Annotated in this window: 18 protein-coding genes; 4 read left to right on the top strand and 14 right to left on the bottom strand. The window is 69.2% G+C overall.

Annotation, left to right across the window (positions count from 1 at the left end; all coding sequences use genetic code 11):
- Positions 1–100: 100 nt before the first annotated feature.
- The gene (locus ASG71_RS11240) at positions 101–1,861 is read right to left on the bottom strand and encodes a glycerol-3-phosphate dehydrogenase/oxidase (RefSeq protein WP_157366428.1); all 1,761 of its coding nucleotides are present in this window, start codon (positions 1,859–1,861) and stop codon (positions 101–103) included.
- A gap of 139 nt (positions 1,862–2,000) precedes the next feature.
- Between ASG71_RS11240 and ASG71_RS11235 the strand changes: the two genes are divergently transcribed.
- From ASG71_RS11235 to ASG71_RS11220, 4 genes are read left to right on the top strand one after another with little or no spacing between them, the layout of a single operon-like run.
- Complete coding sequence (locus ASG71_RS11235) at positions 2,001–2,963, top strand: sugar-binding transcriptional regulator (RefSeq protein ID WP_056739221.1); 963 nt, start codon at positions 2,001–2,003, stop codon at positions 2,961–2,963.
- Between the two features lie 48 nt (positions 2,964–3,011).
- Positions 3,012–3,881, top strand: coding sequence for an aldo/keto reductase (locus ASG71_RS11230; protein WP_056739219.1), 870 nt, complete (start codon positions 3,012–3,014; stop codon positions 3,879–3,881).
- Between the two features lie 10 nt (positions 3,882–3,891).
- Positions 3,892–4,824, top strand: a complete 933-nt coding sequence (locus ASG71_RS11225) for an alpha/beta fold hydrolase (RefSeq protein WP_056739217.1) — start codon at positions 3,892–3,894, stop codon at positions 4,822–4,824.
- Positions 4,821–5,906, top strand: coding sequence for a glycosyltransferase family 4 protein (locus ASG71_RS11220; RefSeq protein WP_056739215.1), 1,086 nt, complete (start codon positions 4,821–4,823; stop codon positions 5,904–5,906). The genes ASG71_RS11225 and ASG71_RS11220 overlap by 4 nt, the downstream gene beginning before the upstream one ends.
- A 30-nt stretch (positions 5,907–5,936) precedes the next feature.
- On the opposite strand, the gene ASG71_RS11215 is transcribed toward ASG71_RS11220, so the two are convergent.
- From ASG71_RS11215 to carA, 13 genes are all read right to left on the bottom strand, one after another.
- Positions 5,937–6,245 carry a transcriptional regulator gene (locus ASG71_RS11215; RefSeq protein ID WP_056739213.1) on the bottom strand — a complete coding sequence of 103 codons (309 nt, stop codon included), beginning with the start codon at positions 6,243–6,245 and terminating at the stop codon, positions 5,937–5,939.
- Entirely contained in the window at positions 6,238–6,705 is a 468-nt protein-coding gene (locus tag ASG71_RS11210; RefSeq protein WP_056739211.1) for a hypothetical protein, read from the bottom strand. The genes ASG71_RS11215 and ASG71_RS11210 overlap by 8 nt, the downstream gene beginning before the upstream one ends.
- Positions 6,706–6,766: 61 nt before the next feature.
- A complete protein-coding gene (locus ASG71_RS11205) occupies positions 6,767–8,398 on the bottom strand; it encodes an HNH endonuclease signature motif containing protein (protein ID WP_056739209.1) in 1,632 nt (543 codons plus the stop codon).
- Between the two features lie 110 nt (positions 8,399–8,508).
- Positions 8,509–8,868, bottom strand: coding sequence for an NUDIX domain-containing protein (locus ASG71_RS17210; RefSeq protein WP_082575063.1), 360 nt, complete (start codon positions 8,866–8,868; stop codon positions 8,509–8,511).
- 8 nt (positions 8,869–8,876) lie between these two features.
- Positions 8,877–11,096: a primosomal protein N' gene (locus tag ASG71_RS11200; RefSeq protein ID WP_056739207.1), complete on the bottom strand. Its 2,220-nt coding sequence runs from the start codon at positions 11,094–11,096 to the stop codon at positions 8,877–8,879.
- A 138-nt stretch (positions 11,097–11,234) separates the two neighbouring features.
- Positions 11,235–12,470 (bottom strand): methionine adenosyltransferase, encoded by a 1,236-nt coding sequence (gene metK, locus ASG71_RS11195; RefSeq protein WP_056739205.1) that lies wholly within the window; start codon positions 12,468–12,470, stop codon positions 11,235–11,237.
- 79 nt (positions 12,471–12,549) lie between these two features.
- Positions 12,550–13,845, bottom strand: a complete 1,296-nt coding sequence (locus ASG71_RS11190) for a bifunctional phosphopantothenoylcysteine decarboxylase/phosphopantothenate synthase (protein WP_056739202.1) — start codon at positions 13,843–13,845, stop codon at positions 12,550–12,552.
- A gap of 28 nt (positions 13,846–13,873) precedes the next feature.
- A complete protein-coding gene (gene rpoZ / locus ASG71_RS11185) occupies positions 13,874–14,137 on the bottom strand; it encodes a DNA-directed RNA polymerase subunit omega (protein ID WP_056739201.1) in 264 nt (87 codons plus the stop codon).
- A 42-nt stretch (positions 14,138–14,179) separates the two neighbouring features.
- Positions 14,180–14,749, bottom strand: coding sequence for a guanylate kinase (gene gmk / locus ASG71_RS11180; protein ID WP_056739199.1), 570 nt, complete (start codon positions 14,747–14,749; stop codon positions 14,180–14,182).
- Positions 14,750–14,809: 60 nt separating this feature from the next.
- Positions 14,810–15,127, bottom strand: coding sequence for an integration host factor, actinobacterial type (gene mihF, locus ASG71_RS11175; RefSeq protein WP_056739197.1), 318 nt, complete (start codon positions 15,125–15,127; stop codon positions 14,810–14,812).
- Between the two features lie 148 nt (positions 15,128–15,275).
- Entirely contained in the window at positions 15,276–16,142 is an 867-nt protein-coding gene (gene pyrF, locus ASG71_RS11170) for an orotidine-5'-phosphate decarboxylase (RefSeq protein ID WP_056739959.1), read from the bottom strand.
- Positions 16,135–19,461, bottom strand: coding sequence for a carbamoyl-phosphate synthase large subunit (gene carB, locus ASG71_RS11165; RefSeq protein WP_056739195.1), 3,327 nt, complete (start codon positions 19,459–19,461; stop codon positions 16,135–16,137). The genes pyrF and carB overlap by 8 nt, the downstream gene beginning before the upstream one ends.
- Positions 19,461–20,678, bottom strand: a complete 1,218-nt coding sequence (gene carA / locus ASG71_RS11160; RefSeq protein WP_157366426.1) for a glutamine-hydrolyzing carbamoyl-phosphate synthase small subunit — start codon at positions 20,676–20,678, stop codon at positions 19,461–19,463. The genes carB and carA overlap by 1 nt, the downstream gene beginning before the upstream one ends.
- Positions 20,679–20,687: the final 9 nt, after the last annotated feature.

Raw genomic sequence — 20,687 nt, 5'->3', positions numbered from 1 at the left:
GCAGCGGTTTCGCGCTGCCGGCCTGCCACTGCGGGGTTCCCCTGGGAGTAACCCCGCAGCCCTTGTGTCCGGAGGGCGGGCCCGCCGGACACGCAAGTCATCAGGCGACCAAGCTGTGCACCTGGACGCCGTGGAAGCGTCGGAGCACCTCCTGGGCGTGATCGATTTCGGCAGCGCGCGCCGCCGCGTCCCAGCCGAGCGGGCCGGAAAGGATCTCCGCGACCTCGTTCAGCAGTTCACCGGTGACCAGCCCGCGGAAGGCCAGCGAGGTCCTCCGGATGAGAACGTCCACCAGGTGCCCGATCTGCTCGTTGCGTGCCATGAACTCCAGTTCACGGACGCTGAGCTCGCGGGTGGAGTGCAGCGGAGCGTCGGGGCCCTCGTCGAGGAAGGCGATGACGTCCGCCGCGCGGGTGCCGTAGCGGGTCAGGAGGCCGGCTGTGCGGTCGGCGTCGCGGCCGGCCGCCATGTGGGCCTTGATCCAGCGCTGCACGCCGTCCTCGGTGGCCGGGAAGTCCGCGCCGCCGCCGATGGCGAGCTTCGCCGTCGAGACTTTCCGCTGCGAACCGAGCTCGGCGAGTACGTCGTTGCTCAGGTGTTCGGACAGGGCACGGAACGTGGTCCATTTGCCGCCGACGAGGCTGAGCACCACCGGGCCGCCGGCGTCGCCGCGGCGCTCGATGCGGTAGTCGCGGCTGACGAAGCCCGGCTGCGTGGCGTCGTGCCGGGGCAGCGGGCGGATGCCGGAGAACGTGTAGACGATCTGGTCCTTGTCCACCGTGATGTCGGGGAAGACGTGGCCGATGAGGTCGAAGAAGTACTCGATCTCGGCGTCCGTGCAGACCGTGTCCTCTGACGGGTCGGCGTCGATATCGGTGGTGCCGACCAGGACGCGGTCACCCATCGGGTAGATCAGCACGATCCGGCCGTCGGTGTGTTCGAAGAAGATTTCCCGGCCCTGGCAGGCGTCGAGCAGCTCCGGATGGTCCAGGACGATGTGGGACCCCTTGGTGCCGCCCATGAAGGCCGATGCGGCACCCATGGCCTGGTTGGTCAGGTCCACCCACGCGCCCGTGGTGTTGACCACGACGTCGGCGCTGAAGTCGAAGACTTCGCCGGTCAGTTCGTCACGCAGCTGAACCGTGCCGGCCTTGGCACCGGCCTGCGCGCCGCCGTCACCCATGGAGACCAGCGACAGGTAGTTGCTGGCGCGGGCGCCGTTGCCGCCCGCTGCGCCGGCCTTTTCCCCGTCCTGCAGCACGTCCAGCGTCAGGCGCTCGGGGTTGTGCACGGAAGCGTCAAAGTAGGTCGCGGCGTATTTGATGCCCGGGTGCAGCCGGGGCAGTTCGGCGAGGGCACGCTTGCGGCCACGGAACTGGTGCCGCGGGACGGTGCCGCCGTCGCGGGAGAAGAAGTCGTAGAGGCTCAGGCCGACCTTGATCAGGAACGCGCCCCGCTCCTTGGGCGCGCCCTGCTGTTTGTGGGTCAGGAACCGCAGCGGTGCGGCGAGGATGCCGGAGAAGGTGCTGAAGATCGGAATGGTGGTTTGCAGCGGCTTGACGTAGTGCGGGGCAATGCGCAGGAGCCGGTTGCGCTCGACGACAGACTCCTGGACGAGGCGGAACTCTCCGTTCTCGAGGTACCGGATTCCGCCGTGGATCATGTGCGAGGAAGCACCGCTGGCGCCCTGGCAGTAGTCGCCCCGTTCCACGAGCGCGACATCGACGCCCTGGAGGGCGAGGTCCCGGAAGGTTCCGACTCCGTTGATACCGCCGCCGATGATGAGCACCTGGGCGTGGGGCCGGTCCTTCAGTCGCTGCACGGATGTGCGTGGTGCGTTCGACGCCGGATTGGCCGGTATTACCTGGTTTCCCAAAACTGCTCCCTCGGGATTGCTGCTCTGCGGCGCGCCGGTAGGCGGGCCGCCGTTCACCACTATTGTTTGGACTAATGGAAAATGGAGTCAAGCACTATGCACAAACGTGCAGAATGGAAATGGAATGTCGCCAACCCGCCCGTCCGACGCCCTCCGCGCCGCCCAGCTGTACTACCTCCAGGACCTGACGATGGATGCCATCGCCCGGGAGCTGCGGACCTCGCGCTCGACCGTCTCGCGGCTGCTCTCGGCGGCCCGGGAATCCGGGCTGGTGCAGATCCAGATCCGCAGCCCGCTGGACACCGGCCCCGAACTGGCGAGCATGATCCGGGCGGAGTACAAGGTGGATGTGCACGTTGTCCCCGTGGTGGACACGCTGAACGAGGCGGAAACGCTGGACCGGGTGGCGATGCAGGCGGCCCGCACGATCGGTCCGCTGGTCGATTCGAACGCGATCATCGGGGTGGCGTGGGGCTCGACCCTCAGTGCCGTGAGCCGGCACCTGACCCGCAAGATCACCCACGACAGCATCATTGTCCAGCTCAATGGCGCCGGGAACATGCAAACCACGGGCATCACCTACGCCTCGGACATCATGCGCCGCTTCGGCAGCGCCTACGGCGCCAGGGTTGAGCAGTTTCCGGTGCCGGCGTTCTTCGACCATGCGGCCACCAAGAAGGCGATGTGGAATGAACGCAGCGTCCAGCGCATCCTGCAGTTGCAGTCCCGGATGAGCATCGCCATCTTCGGCGTCGGGTCCGTCGACGCCGACTACCCCAGCCATGTGTACGCCGGCGGCTACCTGGACGAGGATGACCTGAGCGTCCTGGCGAGCTCCGACGTCGTGGGCGATGTTGCCACCGTGTTCTTCCGCGCGGACGGTTCCTCGGACGGCATCACGCTCAACGAACGGTCCACCGGGCCCGACCTGGCGGAGCTGCGGCAGGTGCGGCGGCGGATCTGCGTCGTCTCCGGCGCGTCCAAGATCAACGGGCTGCGCGGCGCGCTGGCGGCGGGACTGGCGACCGACCTCATCCTCGACGAGGCCAGCGCCCGGCGGCTGGTCAGCGCCGAAGGCCTGTCCTGACGGCCCGTCTCCCCCGTCCCCGGCGTCGGACTGGGTAGAGTCTTCGCTATGAGAATCTCCCCGCGGCTGAGCCTGAACAACGGCGTGCTGATGGACCGACTCGGCTTCGGACTGTACAAGGTGCCGCCCGAAGACGCCGCCGGCCTGGTGACCATGGCCCTCGAGGCCGGGTACCGGCATTTCGACACCGCCGCGATGTACGGAAACGAGACCGGCGTCGGGAAAGCGATCGGCGCCCTCTCGGCCTTCAACGGCTCCACCGGCGGCTCGGGCGAGCTGCACCCCTCGCTCACCCGCGAGGATCTGTTCGTAACCACGAAGCTTTGGAACGACGACCAGGGCTACGACGCGACCCTGCGCGCCTTTGACACCTCGATCGCGAAGCTGGGGCTGGAGTACGTCGACCTTTACCTGATTCACTGGCCGTGCCCGCAGCGGGGTCTCTACACGGAGAGCTACCGGGCCCTCGAAACGCTGTACCGGGAGGGCAGGGTGCGGGCGATTGGCGTCTCCAACTTCCAGCCGGCGCACCTGGAACGGCTGCTCGACGGCGCCGAAGTGGTCCCCGCGGTCAACCAGATCGAACTGCACCCCTGGCTGCAGCAGTCCGAACTGCGCGCCCTGCACGCCTCCCTGGGGATCACCACCGAGGCGTGGAGCCCGCTGGGCCGCGGGCAGGTGCTGGAGGATCCGGTCATCCTGGAGTTCGCCGCGGCACATCATCGCACCGCCGCGCAGATCATCCTGCGCTGGCACCTGGAGCTGGGCAACGTCGTCATCCCCAAGGCCAGTTCGCAGGCCCGGATCCGCGAAAACCACGACATCTTCGGGTTCAGCCTCAGCACCGCCGACCTCGACGCCCTGGCCGGCCTGGAGCGTGGCTTCCGCACCGGTTCGAACCCCGACAATGTCAACTAGGACCGGACGCATGGACGACGTGGCGGCCGGGTCATCGCCCCGGGTTCCCCTGCTCAGCGACGGCCTGGATGCCAGGAGCCGGGCCGCCACGGCGGAGATCAACGGCAGCCGGGTCGCCTACTGGACCTACGAACCCGTCCAGGCGACCGCTGCCACCAGGACGATCCTGGTGATTCACGGGTTCCGCGGTGACCACCACGGGCTGCTGCGGGTGGTGGACCAGCTGCCGGAGATGCGGCTGATCATGCCGGACCTGCCGGGCTTCGGCGTCTCCGAGGCCGCGGGCGGCGCCGGAGAGCACAGCGTCGCCGGCTACGGAAAGTTCGTTGGTGACTTCATGGCTGCCCTCGGGCTGGGACCGGAGACGGTCCTGCTGGGACACTCCTTCGGGTCGATCATCGCGAGCCACTTCGTGGCGGACCACCCCGGGGCGGTGGCCGAACTGATCCTTATCAACCCCATCGCCGCGCCCGCCCTCGAAGGCCCCAAGGGCCTGATGACCAAGGCCGCGGTGCTCTACTACGAGGCGGCCGCCCGGCTCCCCCGCCGGCTTGGAATTGCGCTGCTGCGCAATCAGCTGATCGTGCGCGTGATGAGCGAGACCATGGCGAAGACCCGCGACAAGGACCTGCGGCGGTTCGTGCACGACCAGCACAGTGCCTACTTCTCCGCCTTCGCGGACCGCGACAGCCTGCTGGAAGCCTTCAAGGCCTCGGTCGGCAGCAATGTCGCCGAGGTGGCGCCGCGCCTGGCGCTGCCGGTGCTGCTGGTAGCCGGCGCGGAGGACGAGATCGCAGCCCTTCCCGACCAGCACAAACTGTTGCCGCTGCTGCCGGACGGGACCCTGGAAGTCATTCCCGGCGTCGGACACTTGATCCACTACGAAACCCCCGAACCCGCCGCGGGCTTTATCCGCCGCTTCTTGAAGGACCATGCCGCGTGAAAATTCTCATTGACGCCCGCTTCACCAGGCTCGACCACCATGACGGCATCAGCCGCTACGGCTCCAGCCTGATCGCGGCCGCAGCGAAAATCGCGGACGTCTCGATGCTGATCAGCGACCGGCGCCAGCTGGCCCTGCTGCCGGACGTTCCCTACACGCTGATCAACAGCCCGCTGTCGCCGGCGGAACTGTTCGTGGCCCGCAAGATCAACCCGCTCGGCGCCGACGTCGTGGTGTGCCCGATGCAGACCATGGGCAGCTGGGGGCGCAAGTACGCCCTCGTCCTGACCCTGCACGACCTGATCTACTACGAGCACCCGGCGCCTCCCGGGTTCCTGCCGGCCCCGGTGCGGATGTTGTGGCGGCTGTACCACAAGGCGTTTTGGCCGCAGCGGGTGCTGCTGAACCGGGCCGACGTCGTAGCGACCATCAGTTCCACCACCGAGGCCCTGATGGCAAAATACCGCCTGACCAAGCGGCCCGTGCGGATCGTGGGCAACGCCCCGCAGCCCGGGATCACGCCGCGCGATCCCGGCGCAGGGGCCGAGAAGACGCTGCTGTACATGGGCTCGTTCATGCCCTACAAGAACGTTGAGACCCTGGTCCGCGGCATGGCCGAGCTGCCGGAGATGACGTTGCACCTTCTGAGCCGGATCACTCCCGAACGCAGGGCCGAGCTCGAGGCGCTGGCGCCCGGGGCCGCGAACATCGTGTTCCACAACGGCGTGACCGACGCCGAGTACGAAGCACTGCTGGCCCGCACCACCGCGCTGGTCAGCCTGTCCCGCGCCGAGGGCTACGGCCTGCCCCTGGTGGAGGCGATGGCGCACGGCACGCCGGTGATCGCCAGCGACATCCCGATTTTCCGCGAGGTCGGTGCCGACGCAGTCAGCTATGTCGCCCCCGACTCCCCCCCGGCATTCGCCGCTGCGGTCCGCGCCCTGGAAGACCCGGCGCTGTGGAAGCAGCGCTCGGGCCGGGCAGTGGAGCGGGCGGCGGATTTCAGCTGGGACGAGTCGGCCCGCCGGCTGCTGGAAACCGCCGAAGAAGCCGTCACACTGCGGAAGCGCACCCGCCGGTAGGAACTGTTCCGGTAGGTACTATGCCGGGCGTTACTTCGGGTTGAGTCCGGCGATCTCCTGCAGGGCGCGAACGTGCGCGTCGAAAGCGCGCCTGCCGTCGGGCGTGAGGGACAGCCAGGTGATGCGTCGTGCATCATCGCGGCCCGCGGAAGCCGCTTTCGACGACGCGACGTAGCCGGAGGCGATCAGCGTCTTCAGCTGCTTCGAAAGGGTGGCGTCCGAAACGCCCAGCGCCGTGCGGATGACCGCGAAATCGAGCCGGTCCACCGGGCTGAGCAGACCGCAGATGCGAAGCCGCAGCGGGGCGTGAATGACCTCATCAAACGCCGCCTCAGCCATGGCGGAGGCGGGCCACGGCCGAGCTGTAAGCCACTCCGGCGAGCCAGGTCGTCGACGCGAACGCCGTGACGCTGGTGAGAACGACACCCCAGTGCAGCCCGAGGGAAACCAGGGCCAGAGAGATGCTGTAGAGCGCCAGGCAGGCCACGACAGCGCCGGCAACGGCCACCAGCGCCCGCGGCCCCATGCGGCGGAAGCGGATCCCGGTGTCACGCTGGACCAGGTGAACGAAGACGAGCGAAACAGCCAGGGCCAGCCACCCCATTGCCGGCGGCTGGTACATCTGCCCCGGCGACGTCGCGGCAGCCATGCCCACCCACCAGGCGGCCACTCCACCGAAGCCTGCCATGAGCGCCCGGGGCACCCTGACGTTTTCCGCGAGCCGCTCTCGGTCAGCAGTCAGTTCGTTCAATGCGGCTCTCGCCCCGTCACCGGAGGGCCGCTGAAGATCACTTTCCATAGCGGAAAGACTAATGGTTACTTTCCAAGGCGGCAAGTCACTAGCTGGCCAAGCCTAATCATTATCGGGCGCGTGGCCGGTCAAGCGACGAGCGACCACTCAAAGTCGTCCGGTTCGGCGGCGTCGGGGGCTGGGAAGAGATACCAGTCGGGGAAGGGATCCGCGGGTAGTTCCTGATCCGGGTCCGGCCCGGGATCCGACGGCGGGTCCTCGACGTCCGGCGGGAGCGGACAAGCCTCCGACCAGCCACCGAACCGGCTGTCGGGCCAGTCACCGGCACGGTTCTCCGGCCAGGCCTCGGACCAGTCGCCAGGCATGTCGTCGGGCAAGTCGGGGTGCCAGTCGCCTCGCCAGTCGCGTGGCGTGGAGTCGGGCCAGTGAGGTCCGGGGTGGCGGTCGTGGGGGTCCAGGCGGTGGTGTGCTTGAGGCGGTGGTGCTTCCGGCAAGGCTGGGCCAGGTTACTGATCTCGGTGCTACCGCCGTTGGACCAGGCCAGCAGGTGATCAGCCTCGGTGTCCAGGGACTGGTTGTTGCACGCCGGGAAGGAACACTTCGCATCCCTGAGCCGCAGCCAGTGCCGCAAGGCTTTCGGGATCCGGTAGCTGGTACGGCCTATCTCCAACGGCGCCCCGTCCCGTGGATCGACCAGGACACGGTAGATCGAATCCGCCCCCTCCGCCACCAGTTCCCGGGCCATCGACGGCGGAATCGGCCCGTACCCGTCCAGCACAGCCGGTTCCTCCGTGGCTCCCAGCAGCGAGAACACCGGGACGGTGACCAGCACTTGAGCCCGCGGTACCGGCACCCCGGCGCAAACCCCGCCGGGCCCGCCCGCGGTGGCTGGGGCGGCGCCGCGGGTCAGTAATAACGTCGCGGCCACGTCCGCCCGCAGCTGGGTCAGGGTCCGGGCCTCGGCCGGACCCTGCAACGCCCGCGACGCGGCCGTGAGTCGGTCGAAGATCCCCGTGGCAGTCGCGGCCGGCAGGTACGCGTTGATCCAGGCCATCCCGTCCCGGTCCGGAATGAACTCCACCCGGCGATCTCCCGCCCCGCGGACATGCCTGGCCTCGATACTGGCCGGGTGGTGACGCTCCCGCCACGAACGGGCCTTCGCCCGGAACCGGCCCGGAACCAACTCCCCCGCCGGGCACCCCCGCGCCGGCACCGGCGCCGCCGGATCCAGGAAATGCCCCTCCAGCGCCGCGGCAGCGGCCCGGTCCAGGCCCGCGGCTTCATCCACCATGACTCTCGCGTGCTGCCAGGACAGTTCCCCGGCCTGCAACGCCCCCAACGTCAACGGCAATGATCCGGTCAGCGCTTGCGCATCCGAAAGCAGCGCCGATGCGGACCGCTCGCTGACCGTCAGCACACACGCCACCTCCGCGACCGTCCCCATCTCCCGTGCCGTGTGGTCCTGCGGCGAGGCCACAGGACCTGCCAAGGTCTCCGTCACATGCGCATACCCCGCCGCCAACCAGACCTTCACCGCCGCCAACCGCGACTCGGCCCGGGCCACCTCCGCCAACCCATCCAGGTACGCATCCGACCGCACCTGCAGAGGATCGGCGCCGTCGATACCGGCGTCGTCACCACAAGCGGCCCCGCCAAGGAGAACCTCAAGCACAGCAGACGACTCCGCCAGGGCAGCCGCCGCTGCCCCGATCTCCGCGCTGAAAGCTTCTCCGCTTTGCATACTCAAAGCATCTCAAGAGGCACTGACAATACTGCGGCGGGAGTGCGGAAGTACGGCCATAACTCGCTTCATCCTCAACAGGCAGCTGACCCGTGCGGCGCAGCTTCGACTCAGTCTGCGCTGCTCGTTCCCGTTTCCCAGCTGGTGAAGCTGGGCCGGCGGCGTTGCGCCGCTGCGAATCCGGCATTCACGCCCGCATCCAGTCGATGGAAAGTGCGCCAGTTTGTGTCGACGTCGACCCATCGAGCGGGTTGGCCAGGCTCCGGCCGGAGCTCGCTGGAGGCCTCAGCCACCGCCCAATACGACAAATTGAGCGTCTCCGGCCAGTCCTGCCGGTACGAGCGGGCTGCGGCAAAAGCCGGGCGGTGCGCAATTGCCGGTTCAATCCCTGTCTCCTCCCTGAGCTCGCGGACTGCGGCCTCGCGAGGAGTCTCACCGGCGCCCGCGCCGTCGCGTGCAAGCGGGAACACCGGCGCCGCTAGAGCACGTCGACGCCGTCGAGCCGCAGCTGGACCGGGTCGTCAGTGCGCTTCGCCGCTGCGGCGGCCTTGACGGCCCGCAAGGCCTTCGTAACGTCGGCGGCCTGCGCGTACGGGATAAAGAGCAGGGTTCGGACGTCCCCGGCGGGCTGGACACCGGGAACCTGGGCGCCCGGAGCCGGGTGTCCGCCGGGGCTGTGCTGGGCGCCGGCCGCAGGCCCCGCTCCCCCGGCCAGCGGCGCCGGACCGGCCGAGCGCAGGGTGATGCCTTGTTGCGCCAGCGTCCGCTCCGCGGCCTTGGTGAAGTGGGCGACGGCGGTTCTGCCGCCGGTAACCGATGCGACCCGGACCGCCGGTGGCAGCGACAGTTCCTGCCGCAGGTCAAGCTCCCGGCCCGCGTACCCGGCAGGGTCCCAGCGCAGCAGCGCGCCCACGCCGGCGGTGTCTTCGGCCGTGATGACCACCAGTCCGCCGTCGGACGCCGGACGGACCAGGGCGGCGGCGTTGAACCAACGCCGCACGGCGTCTTCACCGGCTCGGAGGTTTTCGCGGCGCAGCAGCGAGTCGCCGTCGAGCAGCAGTGCCGCGGCGTACCCGCCGGCGGCCACAGGCTCCGCGCCCACGGTGGCCACCACGAGCGCCTTGGCATCCGTCACCTCGGCCAGCACCCGGTCCCCCGAAGAGGTGAAGACGGGTTTGCCGGGGAAGGCCCGGCCAAGCTCCTCGGCGGTCCGCAGGGCCCCGACGGCCCCGCGACGCAGCCGTACCCCGTTGCAGTGAACGCACCGCCACTCCGGCGCCGGCGCGGAGCACCAGCGGCACGCCGGCACCGACGCGCTTCCGCCCGAGCCGGCGATGGCCAGGGGCCCGCTGCAACTGGTGCAGCGCGCCGGTTCGCGGCAACGTTCGCAGGCCAGCGACGGCGCGTACCCGGCGCGCGCTACCTGGACGAGCACCGGTCCGCGCTCCAGTCCCTCTTTCGCGGCACGCCAGGCAGCCCCGGGAAGCCGGGCGATGCGGGCCAGCGGATCGCGCTCCTGCTCGAAACTGTCGGCCGTGTTCAACACCCGCGGCACGGCGCGGCGGACCACGTGGCGCTGAGCCTCCACTGAGCGGGCCCAGCCGGACTCCACCAGCCGCTGCGCTTCCGTGCTGCGGGCGTGCCCGGCGAGCAGGCACGCGGCACCTTCATGGGCGGCGCGGAGCAGCAGCACCTCCCGGGCGTGGGCGTACGGGGCGCGCTGCTCGATGTGCAGATCGTCGCCGTCGTCCCAGCACACCACCAGCCCGAGTTGCCGGACCGGGGCGTACGCGGCCGAGCGCGTTCCCACCGCTACCCCGGCGGCGCCGCTGAGCACCCGGAGGAAGTTCCGGTACCGCGGTGTCTGGCCGTCCTCGGCCGTGAGCCGGGCGACGTCGCCGGCCGGCAGGAGCTCCAGCAGCGCTGCTTCCGCGCGGTCCAGGTCACGCTGGTCCGGGACCACGACGACGGCGCCCCGGCCGGAGCGCCGGACCGCGGCCACCGCTTCGGCCACCAGCCGGGGCCAGCCCCCGCGGCCGTAGCCTTGCAGGGCGCCCAGAACCGCCCGCGGCGATTCCCCGGCGGCCACGTGCTGCAGGAACGCCGGACCATTGTGGTAGTCCGCCCAGCGGGACGGGGCAGCAGCATCGGCAGGGCCACCGGCAACGCCAGGCTCACCGGCAGCGGCGGCCCCGTCACCAGCGTCTGCGAAGAGTGCCGGGTCGAGTCTGCCGTCCGGAGCAAATTCCTTCTCCAGCCGGGCCATGCGGGGCGGGATCGCGACGCGCAGGACATCGCTGACGGTTCCGGCGTACCGCCCGGCGACCCGTCCGGCCAGTTCGGCGACGGCGGGGGTGAGTACCTGGACCGGCGACACGACCTTGTGCAGCGGCAGCAGGGCGTGGCCGGCGTCGGACTCCGCGACGCGTTCGAGCAGGTAACCGCCCAGTTCCTGGCCGCTGAACTTCACCCTGACCCGCACGCCCGGCTGCGCCGCCGCGTCCAGGTCCGCCGGAACGCTGTAGTCGAACGGCCGGTCCAAGTGCGGCAGGGGCGACTCCAGCAACACGCTGGCGACCGGCAGGTCGGCGGCCAGCGGCGGTCCGCCGGACGCCGCGGAGGCAGGGAAGCCCTGCAGCAGTGACAGCTGCAGGGGCTCCTCCGCCGCGGCGGCGGCGCGTCCACGTGGTGTGCTCATGTTCCCTGCCTCCCTTCAGCTGCCGTCGGGCATCTGTCCCGACCCAAAAAGACTGTAGCCAGGCCACCGGTCGGCGGCCTGGCTACAGTCCATCACAGGCCACCGACAGTCGGCGGCCTCCTAAGACATGCGTCGGACTCAGGCGTTGAAAAAGGCCTTCAGCTCGTCGACCCGGTCCAGGCGCTCCCACGTGAAGTCCGGCTCCTCGCGGCCGAAGTGGCCGTGGGCGGCGGTCTTGGCGTAAATCGGCCGCTTGAGGTCCAGGGCGTCGATGATCGCCCGGGGACGCAGGTCGAAGATCTCGGCAATGGCCTCGCTGATCCGGGCCGGATCGACGGTCTCGGTGCCGAACGTCTCCACGTAGGTCCCTACGGGGCGCGCCTGGCCGATCGCATAGGCGATCTGGATTTCGGCGCGCTTGGCGAGCCCGGCGGCCACCACGTTCTTGGCGACCCAGCGCATGGCATAAGCGGCCGAACGGTCAACCTTGGACGGATCCTTGCCGGAGAAAGCTCCGCCGCCGTGCCGGGCCATGCCGCCGTAGGTGTCGACGATGATCTTGCGGCCGGTCAGGCCGGCGTCGCCCACGGGGCCGCCGATCACGAACGCTCCGGCCGGGTTGAGGATGTTGCGGGCCCGGGAGGTGTCCAGGTTCGACATGGCCATGACAGGCCCCACCACGTGCTCGGCCAGGTCGGCGCGGAGCTGGTCGAGGCTGGCGCCTTCGGCGTGCTGGCTGGAGATGACCACGGTTTCGACCGAGACCGGCCGGTCGCCGTCGTAGCCGACGGTTACCTGGGTCTTGCCGTCCGGGCGCAGGTAGCCGAGCTGGCCGGATTTGCGGACCTCGGTCAGGCGTTCGGACAGCCGGTGCGCCAGCCAGATCGGAACCGGCATGTACGAGGGGGTCTCGTCGCTGGCGTAGCCGAACATGATGCCCTGGTCACCGGCGCCCTGGAGGTCGTAGTCGTCCTCCTGGCGGCCCTCGCGCGCTTCGAGCGAGTTGAAGACACCGCCGGCGATGTCATTGGACTGCTGGCCGATGGAAACAGAAACGCCGCAGCGGGCGCCGTCGAAGCCGTTGGCCGAGGAGTCGTAGCCGATGCCAAGGATGGTCTCACGGACGATCTGCGGGATTTCGACGTAGGCATCCGTGGTGACCTCGCCGGCCACGTGGACCAGCCCGGTCGTGGCCAGGGTCTCCACCGCGACTCGGGACTCAGGGTCCTTGGTCAGCAGGGCGTCGAGGATGGCATCGCTGATCTGGTCACAGATCTTGTCGGGGTGTCCTTCGGTCACCGACTCGGACGTGAAGAGCCGGAGCGAGGCGGGCGTGGACCCGTGGAAGTCTGGGATGTGCAGCGGTAAAGTCACTCAACTACCTTACTGGTTGGGAAACGGGCGTCCGGCGGCGTGAGTCCCTGTGCGAAGGAGACCTTGATTACGGCAGCGCTCAAGCGGGCGGGACTGCCCTGCTCAACTCGGCGCTGACGCGGTCAATCACGGCAGCCGCGACGTCGGACTTGGAGCCCGACGCCTCTTGGGGTTCGGAGCCGGACCTCGCAAGGATGACTACGGAGTTGCTGTCCTGGCCGAAGACCTGGTCCTTGCCGACCTGGTTGACCACCAGCAGGTCGCAGGCCTTGCGCCGCAACTTGGCCTGGGCGTATTCCAGGACGTCCCCGTCGGCGTCGCCGGTCTCTGCCGCGAAGCCCACAATCAGCTGGTTCCGTGCGGCGGCGTCGCGGATCTCGACGAGTTCGCGGAGGATATCCGGGTTGCGGACGAGCGAGATTACCGGATCGGCGCCGTCGTCGCGCTTCTTGATCTTGGTGCCGGAGACATCGGCGGGGCGGAAGTCCGCCACGGCGGCCGCCATGATGACGACGTCGGAGTCGGCGGCGGCGTGCAGGGCTGCTTCGCGCAGTTCCAGCGCGGTCTCAACCCGGACGACGTCGACGCCGGCCGGGGCCTGGACGTCCATGTGCGCGGCGAGCAGGCGGACGCGGGCACCGGCGTCGCGGGCGGCGGCGGCCAGGGCCACGCCCTGCTTGCCGGAGGACCGGTTGCCGAGGTAGCGGACGGGGTCCAGGGGCTCCCGGGTGCCGCCGGCGCTGATGGTCACGGTGAGTCCGGACAGCGGCCCAGCGGCTCCGGCCAGCGGCGCCCCGGACTGCGACGACGCCCCGGGCACCGGGGTGTCGGGTGAGTCCGGGACCTCGGCCCCACCGGCCAAGGCCAGCGCGGCGGCGAAGATCGCCTCGGGCTCGGGGAGCCGGCCCGGGCCGGAGTCGGCACCGGTCAGCCGGCCGCTGGCGGGCTCGAGGACGGTGACGCCCCGGCTGCGGAGTGTCTCGACATTGGCCTGGGTTGCCGCATGCTGCCACATTTCCGTGTGCATGGCGGGCGCCATCAGCACCGGACCGCCGGCCATCAGCAGCGTGTTGGTGAGCAGGTCGTTGGCCTGTCCGGAGGCGGCGCGGGCGAGCAGGTCCGCGGTGGCCGGGGCCACCACGATCAGCTCCGCTTCGTGGCCGAGCCGGACGTGGTTGACGGTGTGCACCTCGTCGAAGACGCTGTTGCTGACCGGGTGCCCGGAGAGGGCCTCCCAGGTGGCGACGCCGACGAACCGGGTCGCGGCCTCGGTGGGGATGACGGTGACGTCATGGCCGGCTTCAGTAAAAAGCCGGAGGAGCGACGCCACCTTGTAGGCGGCAATCCCTCCCCCGACTCCGAGGACTATGCGCACGTGACCTCCGTCAGGCAGCAGAGACTAATTACTCTGCGGGTGCTTCGATCGGCGTGGAGACGAGCTTGCCCTCGTTGATCTCGCGCAGGGCGATCGAGAGCGACTTTTCGTTGAGCTTGGTGTCGACCAGCGGGCCGACGTACTCGAACAGGCCCTCGTGCAGCTGGGCGTAGTAGGCGTTGATCTGGCGGGCGCGCTTCGCACCGAAAATCACCAGTCCGTACTTCGAGTCGGCGGCCTTCAGCAGCTCGTCGATCGGCGGGTTGATGATGCCTTCAAGGTTCGTGGACACGAATTCTCCAAATTCTAACGGGCGTACATCCCGTCGCATGGGCTACGGGTTCGGGGTCAGCCCCATGAGTGAAACAAGCTCGTCCGCTGCCCGGCGAACGTCATCATTGATGACGGTGTGGTCGAACTCCGGTTCAGCAGCAAGTTCTAGTTTAGCGGTTTCCAGCCTTTGCTGCTGTTCTTCCGCGGATTCCGTGCCGCGGCCGACCAGCCGGCGGACCATTTCGTCCCAGCTCGGCGGGGCCAGGAAGACGAACTGGGCGTCCGGGACGGCCTTCTTGACCTGGCGGGCCCCCTGCAGGTCGATCTCCAGCAGCACCGACCGGCCCTCGGCGATGGCGGCATCGACGGTGCTGCGGAGCGTGCCGTAGCGGTTCCGGCCGTGCACGACCGCCCACTCGAGCAGTTCGCCGTTCTCGACCAGGGAGTCGAACTCCTCGGCGGACTTGAAGAAGTAGTGGACGCCGTCCTGCTCCCCCGGGCGCGGCGGCCGCGTCGTGGCGGATACGGAAAGCCAGACGCCGGGGTAGTTGTCCCGGATGTAGGTGGACACGGTGCCTTTGCCGACGGCGGTCGGTCCGGCGAGGACTGTCAGTCCGGGTTTCTTGCTCACATATTCCTTTGGCGGTGTTGCGGCCGCGGCGCTGCAAGGCGCCGGGCTGCAAAAAGCGGGCTATTTCTCGTCTATAAAATCTACCAGCGCCCGGCGCTGGTGGATTCCCAGGCCCCGCACCCGCCGGGACGCGGCGATCCCGAGCCTGTCCATGATCGCCGCTGCGCGGACCTGGCCGATCCCGGGCAGCGCCTCGAGCAGCTCCACCACGCGCATCCGGGCGATGGCCTCGTCGGAGTCTCCGGCGCTGAGCAGTTCGCCGACCGACAGCCGGCCGGACTTCAACCGCTCTTTCGCCTCGGCGCGGGCCGCCCTGGCCGCGGCGGCCTTGTGCAGGGCATCGGCACGCTCCTGGGGCGTGAGGGGTCGCAAGCTCACTGAGGTCCTCCCTGCACTATCAACCGAGACCACGCGGACGGCCCGGTCAGCCGGGCCGCACCAGCACGCCGGCCGGTACCGCGGACTTGTCCTGAACTTACAGTCTGGGATCGCCGGAAAGCAATGGACCGGGGCCGCCTTGGTACACCTAGGCCGCGAGGAGCGCGTCCAGGGTGCGGCGCGCGGCCTCCTTGAGGGCGGCAGGTTCCGGGCCGGCAGCCAGGATGTCCCGGCTGGAGGTGCCGAGCACCTGGCCGTAGGCGTCCCCGAAGGTGCGGCGCAGGTCCGCTGCGGTGGCACCTTGCGCACCAAGGCCCGGGGCGAGGATCGGGCCCCGGACGGCCGCGAGGTCCAGGTCCAGGTCCGCCAGCGCCGTGCCGACCGTCGCGCCGACCACCAGGCCCACGGAGCCAAGGTCTCCGGCGTACCGCTGGTTTTCCGTGGCGGCGGCCCGGACGATTCGTCGGGCCACGGAGTCGGCGCCGCCGACGTGCTGGACCGAGGCGCCCTCCGGGTTGGAGGTCAGGGCCAGCACGAAGACGCCGCGGCCGGACTGCGCCGCGAGGTCCAGGGCGGGACGGAGCGATTCGAAGCCCAGGTAGGGACTTAGCGTCACCGAGTCCGCGGCCAGGGCCGAACCGTCGCGCAGCCACGCGTCGGCGTAGGCGGCCATGGTGGAGCCGATGTCGCCGCGTTTGGCGTCGGCGATGCTGAGCACGCCGGCCTCCGTCGACGCCGCGAGGGTGCGTTCCAGCACGGCCATGCCAGCCGAGCCGTGGCGTTCGTAAAGCGCGACCTGCGGCTTCACCGCGGCAGCGAGCGGCGCCACCGCGTCCAGGACGGTGCGCGAGAAGCGCTCCAGCCCGGCGACGTCGTCGGCCAGCCCCCACTGCTGGAGCAGGGCCGGGTGCGGGTCGATGCCGACGCACAGCGGGCCGCGTTCGGCCATGGCCCGCCCGAGCCGGGAGCCGAACGACTCCCGGCCGGGCGTGTCAGCGGTGCCTGCCTCAGGCATCCGCATTCGCTTCCTGCAGGACCCGCTGCTGCGAGGCGGCGAGGGAGGCGGCGTGCTCCTGCAGGCTCGTGACGGACCACTCGTAGGTCCGCATCGCCTCGATGGCCTGCACGGCGGCGTTGAACTCCGCCACCGTGGTGATGCACGGGATGCCGATCGACGTCGCGGCGGCGCGGATTTCGTAACCGTCGCCGCGGGCTTCGCCGCCGGAGGGGGTGTTGAACACCATGTCGATCTCGCCGGCGACGATCAGGTCCGCGATGGTGCCCTCCCCCTCGGCGCTGGAGCCCTCGGCGACCTTGCGCACCGTGGTGGCCTGCAGGCCGTTGCGGCGCAGCACGTCGGCGGTGCCGCCGGTGGAGACGATCTCGAAGCCCAGGTCGGAGAGCCGCTTGACCGCCATGATGATGGCGCGCTTGTCCCGGTTGGCGACCGAGACGAAGACCTTGCCTTCGGTGGGCAGCGCGTTGTTGGCCGCGGCCTGGCTCTTGGCGAAGGCGGTGTCGAAGTGCTTGTCGATGCCCATGACCTCGCCGGTGGAGCGCATTTCCGGGCCCAGCAGGGAGTCGACAACCTTGCCCTCCAGGGTGCGGAAGCGGCTGAACGGAAGGACCGCCTCCTTGACCGCCACCGGCGCGTCCAGCGGCAGCGTGGAGCCGTCGCCGGATTCCGGCAGCATCTTGTAGGCGCTGCGCAGCTGGTTGACGGTGACGCCGGTGCCGATCAGCGCCGCGGCCTTGGCCATCTGCACGCCGGTGGCCTTGGAGACGAACGGCACGGTCCGGGAGGCGCGCGGGTTGGCTTCGAGGACGTAGAGCACATCGGAGGCCAGCGCGAACTGGATGTTGATCAGGCCGCGGACGCCCACGCCCTCGGCGATGGCCCGGGTGGCGGTCCGGACGCGGTCGATCACGTTGTTGCCCAGGGTGATCGGCGGCAGCACACAGGCGGAGTCGCCGGAGTGGATCCCGGCCTCCTCGATGTGTTCCATGATGCCGCCCAGGTACAGGTCCTTGCCGTCGAAGAGCGCGTCGACGTCGATCTCGACGGCGTCCTCCAGGAACCGGTCGATCAGCACCGGGTGGTCCGGGGTGATCTCGGTGGCGTTGGCGATGTACCGGGAAAGGTTCGCCTCGTCGTAGACGATCTCCATGCCGCGGCCGCCCAGGACGTAGGACGGGCGGACCAGGACCGGGTAGCCGATTTCGTCGGCGATCTTCTTGGCGTCCTCGAAGGAAACGGCGGTGCCGTTTTTCGGGGAGACCAGGCCGGCCTCGTCGAGGACGCGGGAGAAGGCGCCGCGGTGTTCGGCCAGGTCGATCGCCTCCGGCGAGGTGCCGAGGATCGGCACGCCGGCGTCGGCGAGCTGCTGGGCGAGCTTGAGCGGGGTCTGCCCGCCGAGCTGGACGAAGACGCCCATCACGCCGCCGGTGCGTTCCTCGGCGCCGATGACCTCGAGGACGTCCTCAAGCGTGAGGGGCTCGAAGTAGAGCCGGGTGGACACGTCGTAGTCGGTGGACACGGTCTCCGGGTTGCAGTTGACCATCACGGTCTCGTAGCCGGCCTTGCGCAGCGCCATCGACGCGTGCACGCACGAGTAGTCGAACTCGATGCCCTGGCCGATCCGGTTGGGACCGGAGCCGAGGATGATGATCGACGGCTTGGCGTGCAGCGCCACCTCGTCCTCCTCGTCGTAGGAGGAGTAGTGGTAGGGCGTGTACGCGGCGAATTCGGCGGCACAGGTGTCCACGGTCTTGTACACCGGGCGGATGCCCAGGGCCTGCCGGACGCCGCGCACGACGGCCTCGGAGTTGTGCGTCAGGGCGCCGATCTGTGCATCGGAGAAGCCGTGCCGCTTGGCGCGCTGCAGCATCTCCAGGGTCAGGGCGGTGGACTGCCGGATTTCCTGGGAAATTTCATTGAGCAGCTGCAGCTGGTCCAGGTACCAGGGGTCGATCCCGGTGGCCTCGAACAGCTGCTCCACGGTGGCGCCGCCGAGCAGCGCGCGCTGGACCTGGTGCAGGCGCTCGGTGCTGGGCCGCTTGGCCTTCTCGACCAGTTCCGCGATTTCCCACTCGGGGACGGCGCTGAAGTCCAGCTGCGATCCCTTCTGTTCCAGGGACCGCAGCGCCTTCTGCAGGGCCTCGGTGAAGTTCCGGCCCATGGCCATGGCCTCGCCCACCGACTTCATGGTGGTGGTGAGGGTGGAGTCCGCGGCCGGGAACTTCTCGAAGGCGAAGCGCGGGACCTTGACGACGACGTAGTCGAGGGTCGGTTCGAAGGACGCCGGGGTCTTCTGGGTGATGTCGTTCGGGATCTCGTCCAGGGTGTAGCCGAGGGAGAGCTTGGTCGCGATCTTGGCGATCGCGAAGCCGGTCGCCTTGGAGGCCAGGGCAGAGGAGCGGGAGACGCGCGGGTTCATCTCGATCACGACGACGCGGCCGGTGCCCGGCTCGACGGCGAACTGGATGTTGCAGCCGCCGGTGTCGACGCCGACCTCACGGATGACGGCGATCGAGATGTCGCGCAGCCGCTGGTACTCGCGGTCGGTCAGGGTCAGGGCCGGGGCGACGGTGATCGAGTCGCCGGTGTGGACGCCGACCGGGTCGAAGTTCTCGATCGAGCAGACGACCACGACGTTGTCGTTCTTGTCCCGCATCATCTCGAGTTCGTACTCTTTCCAGCCCAGGATGCTCTCTTCGAGCAGCACCTCGGAGGTGGGGCTGTACTGCAGGCCCTGGCCGACGATCCGGCGCAGGTCATCCTCGTTGTACGCCAGGCCGGAACCGAGGCCGCCCATCGTGAAGGAGGGCCGGACCACCATCGGGTAGCCCAGGTCTTCGGCTGCGCTGAGGGCCTCGTCCATGGTGTGGATGATGTGGCTGCGGGCCGATTCGGCGCCGCAGCGTTCCACGACGCCCTTGAATTTCTCGCGGTCCTCGCCGAGTTCGATCGCAGCGATGTTGGCGCCGATCAGCTCGACGTTGAACTTCTCCAGCACACCGTTCTTGTCCAGGGCGATCGCGGTGTTCAGTGCGGTCTGGCCGCCAAGGGTGGGCAGGATCGCGTCGGGGCGCTCCTTGGCGATGATCTTCTCAACCACCTCGGGGGTGATCGGTTCGATGTAGGTGGCATCGGCGAACTCCGGGTCGGTCATGATGGTGGCCGGGTTGGAGTTGACGAGGATGACGCGGAGGCCTTCCTCCTTGAGGACGCGCAGTGCCTGGGTGCCGGAGTAGTCGAATTCGGCCGCCTGGCCGATCACGATCGGGCCGGAACCGATGACCAGGACGCTTTTCAGGTCAGTTCTCTTGGGCATTACTTCTTGTCCTCAGTCTTGGAGTCGGGGGCAGTCTTGGAGTCGCCGGCCTTGGTGTCCGCCATCAGCTCGATGAAGCGGTCGAAGAGGTACGCGGCGTCGTGCGGGCCGGAGGCCGCTTCGGGGTGGTACTGGACCGAGAAGGCCGGGATGTCGAGGCAGGACAGGCCCTCGACGACGTCGTCGTTGAGGCTGACGTGGCTGACCTCGACGCGGCCGAAGCGCTCCTCGGGGGCCTGGGTGGCGCCCTCAAGCGGGGCGTCGACGGCGAAGCCGTGGTTCTGCGAGGTGATTTCGACCTTGCCGGTGCGGCGGTCCATGACGGGCTGGTTGATGCCGCGGTGGCCGTAGCGGAGCTTGTAGGTGCCGAAGCCGAGGGCGCGGCCCAGGATCTGGTTGCCGAAGCAGATGCCGAAGTAGGGCAGCTTGGCGTCCAGGACGGAGCGGAGCAGGTTCACCTGGCTGTCGGCGGTGGCGGGGTCGCCGGGGCCGTTGGACATGAAGACGCCGTCGGGGTTGACGGCCTTGACGTCCTCCAGGGTGGCGGTGGCCGGCAGCACGTGGACGCGGACGCCGCGTTCGGCGAAGCGGATCGGGGTCATCCGCTTGATGCCGAGGTCGATCGCGGCGATGCTGAAGCGCGGCTCGCCTTCCCAGCCCCAGTCGGCGGGTTCGACCGTGTAGGCCTCATCGACGCTGACTTCCTCGGCCAGGCGGGAGCCTTCCATCGGCGCGCTGGCCAGCACCGCGTCGAGGAGTTCCTTGTCCGTGGCGGCCGCCGCCTCGCCGGAGAAGATCCCGGCGCGCATGGTCTTGTGTTCGCGCAGGTGCCGGGTGATGGCGCGGGTGTCAACGCCCTGGATGCCGACGATGCCCTGGTCGATGAGCTCCTCGTCGAGGCTGCGCTCTGAGCGCCAGTTCGACGGCCGGCGGGCGGCGTCGCGGACGATGTAGCCGGCCACCCAGATCTTCCGGGATTCGGCGTCGTCCTTGTTCACGCCGGTGTTGCCGATGTGCGGCGCGGTCTGGACCACGAGCTGGCGGGCGTAGGAGGGGTCGGTGATGGTTTCCTGGTAGCCGGTCATGCCGGTCGCGAAGACCGCCTCGCCCAGGGTCGTGCCGGTGGCGCCGTAGCTGGTGCCGCGGAAGATGCGGCCGTCTTCGAGGACGAGCACCGCGGGGGTCGTTGCTGTTTTTGTCACGTCTGTCTTCTTCACTTCTGCGTT

Origin of the sequence: Arthrobacter sp. Soil763 (assembly GCF_001428365.1) — a bacterium.
GTDB lineage: Bacteria > Actinomycetota > Actinomycetes > Actinomycetales > Micrococcaceae > Arthrobacter.
This window is presented reverse-complemented; position numbering and strand designations above follow the sequence as displayed.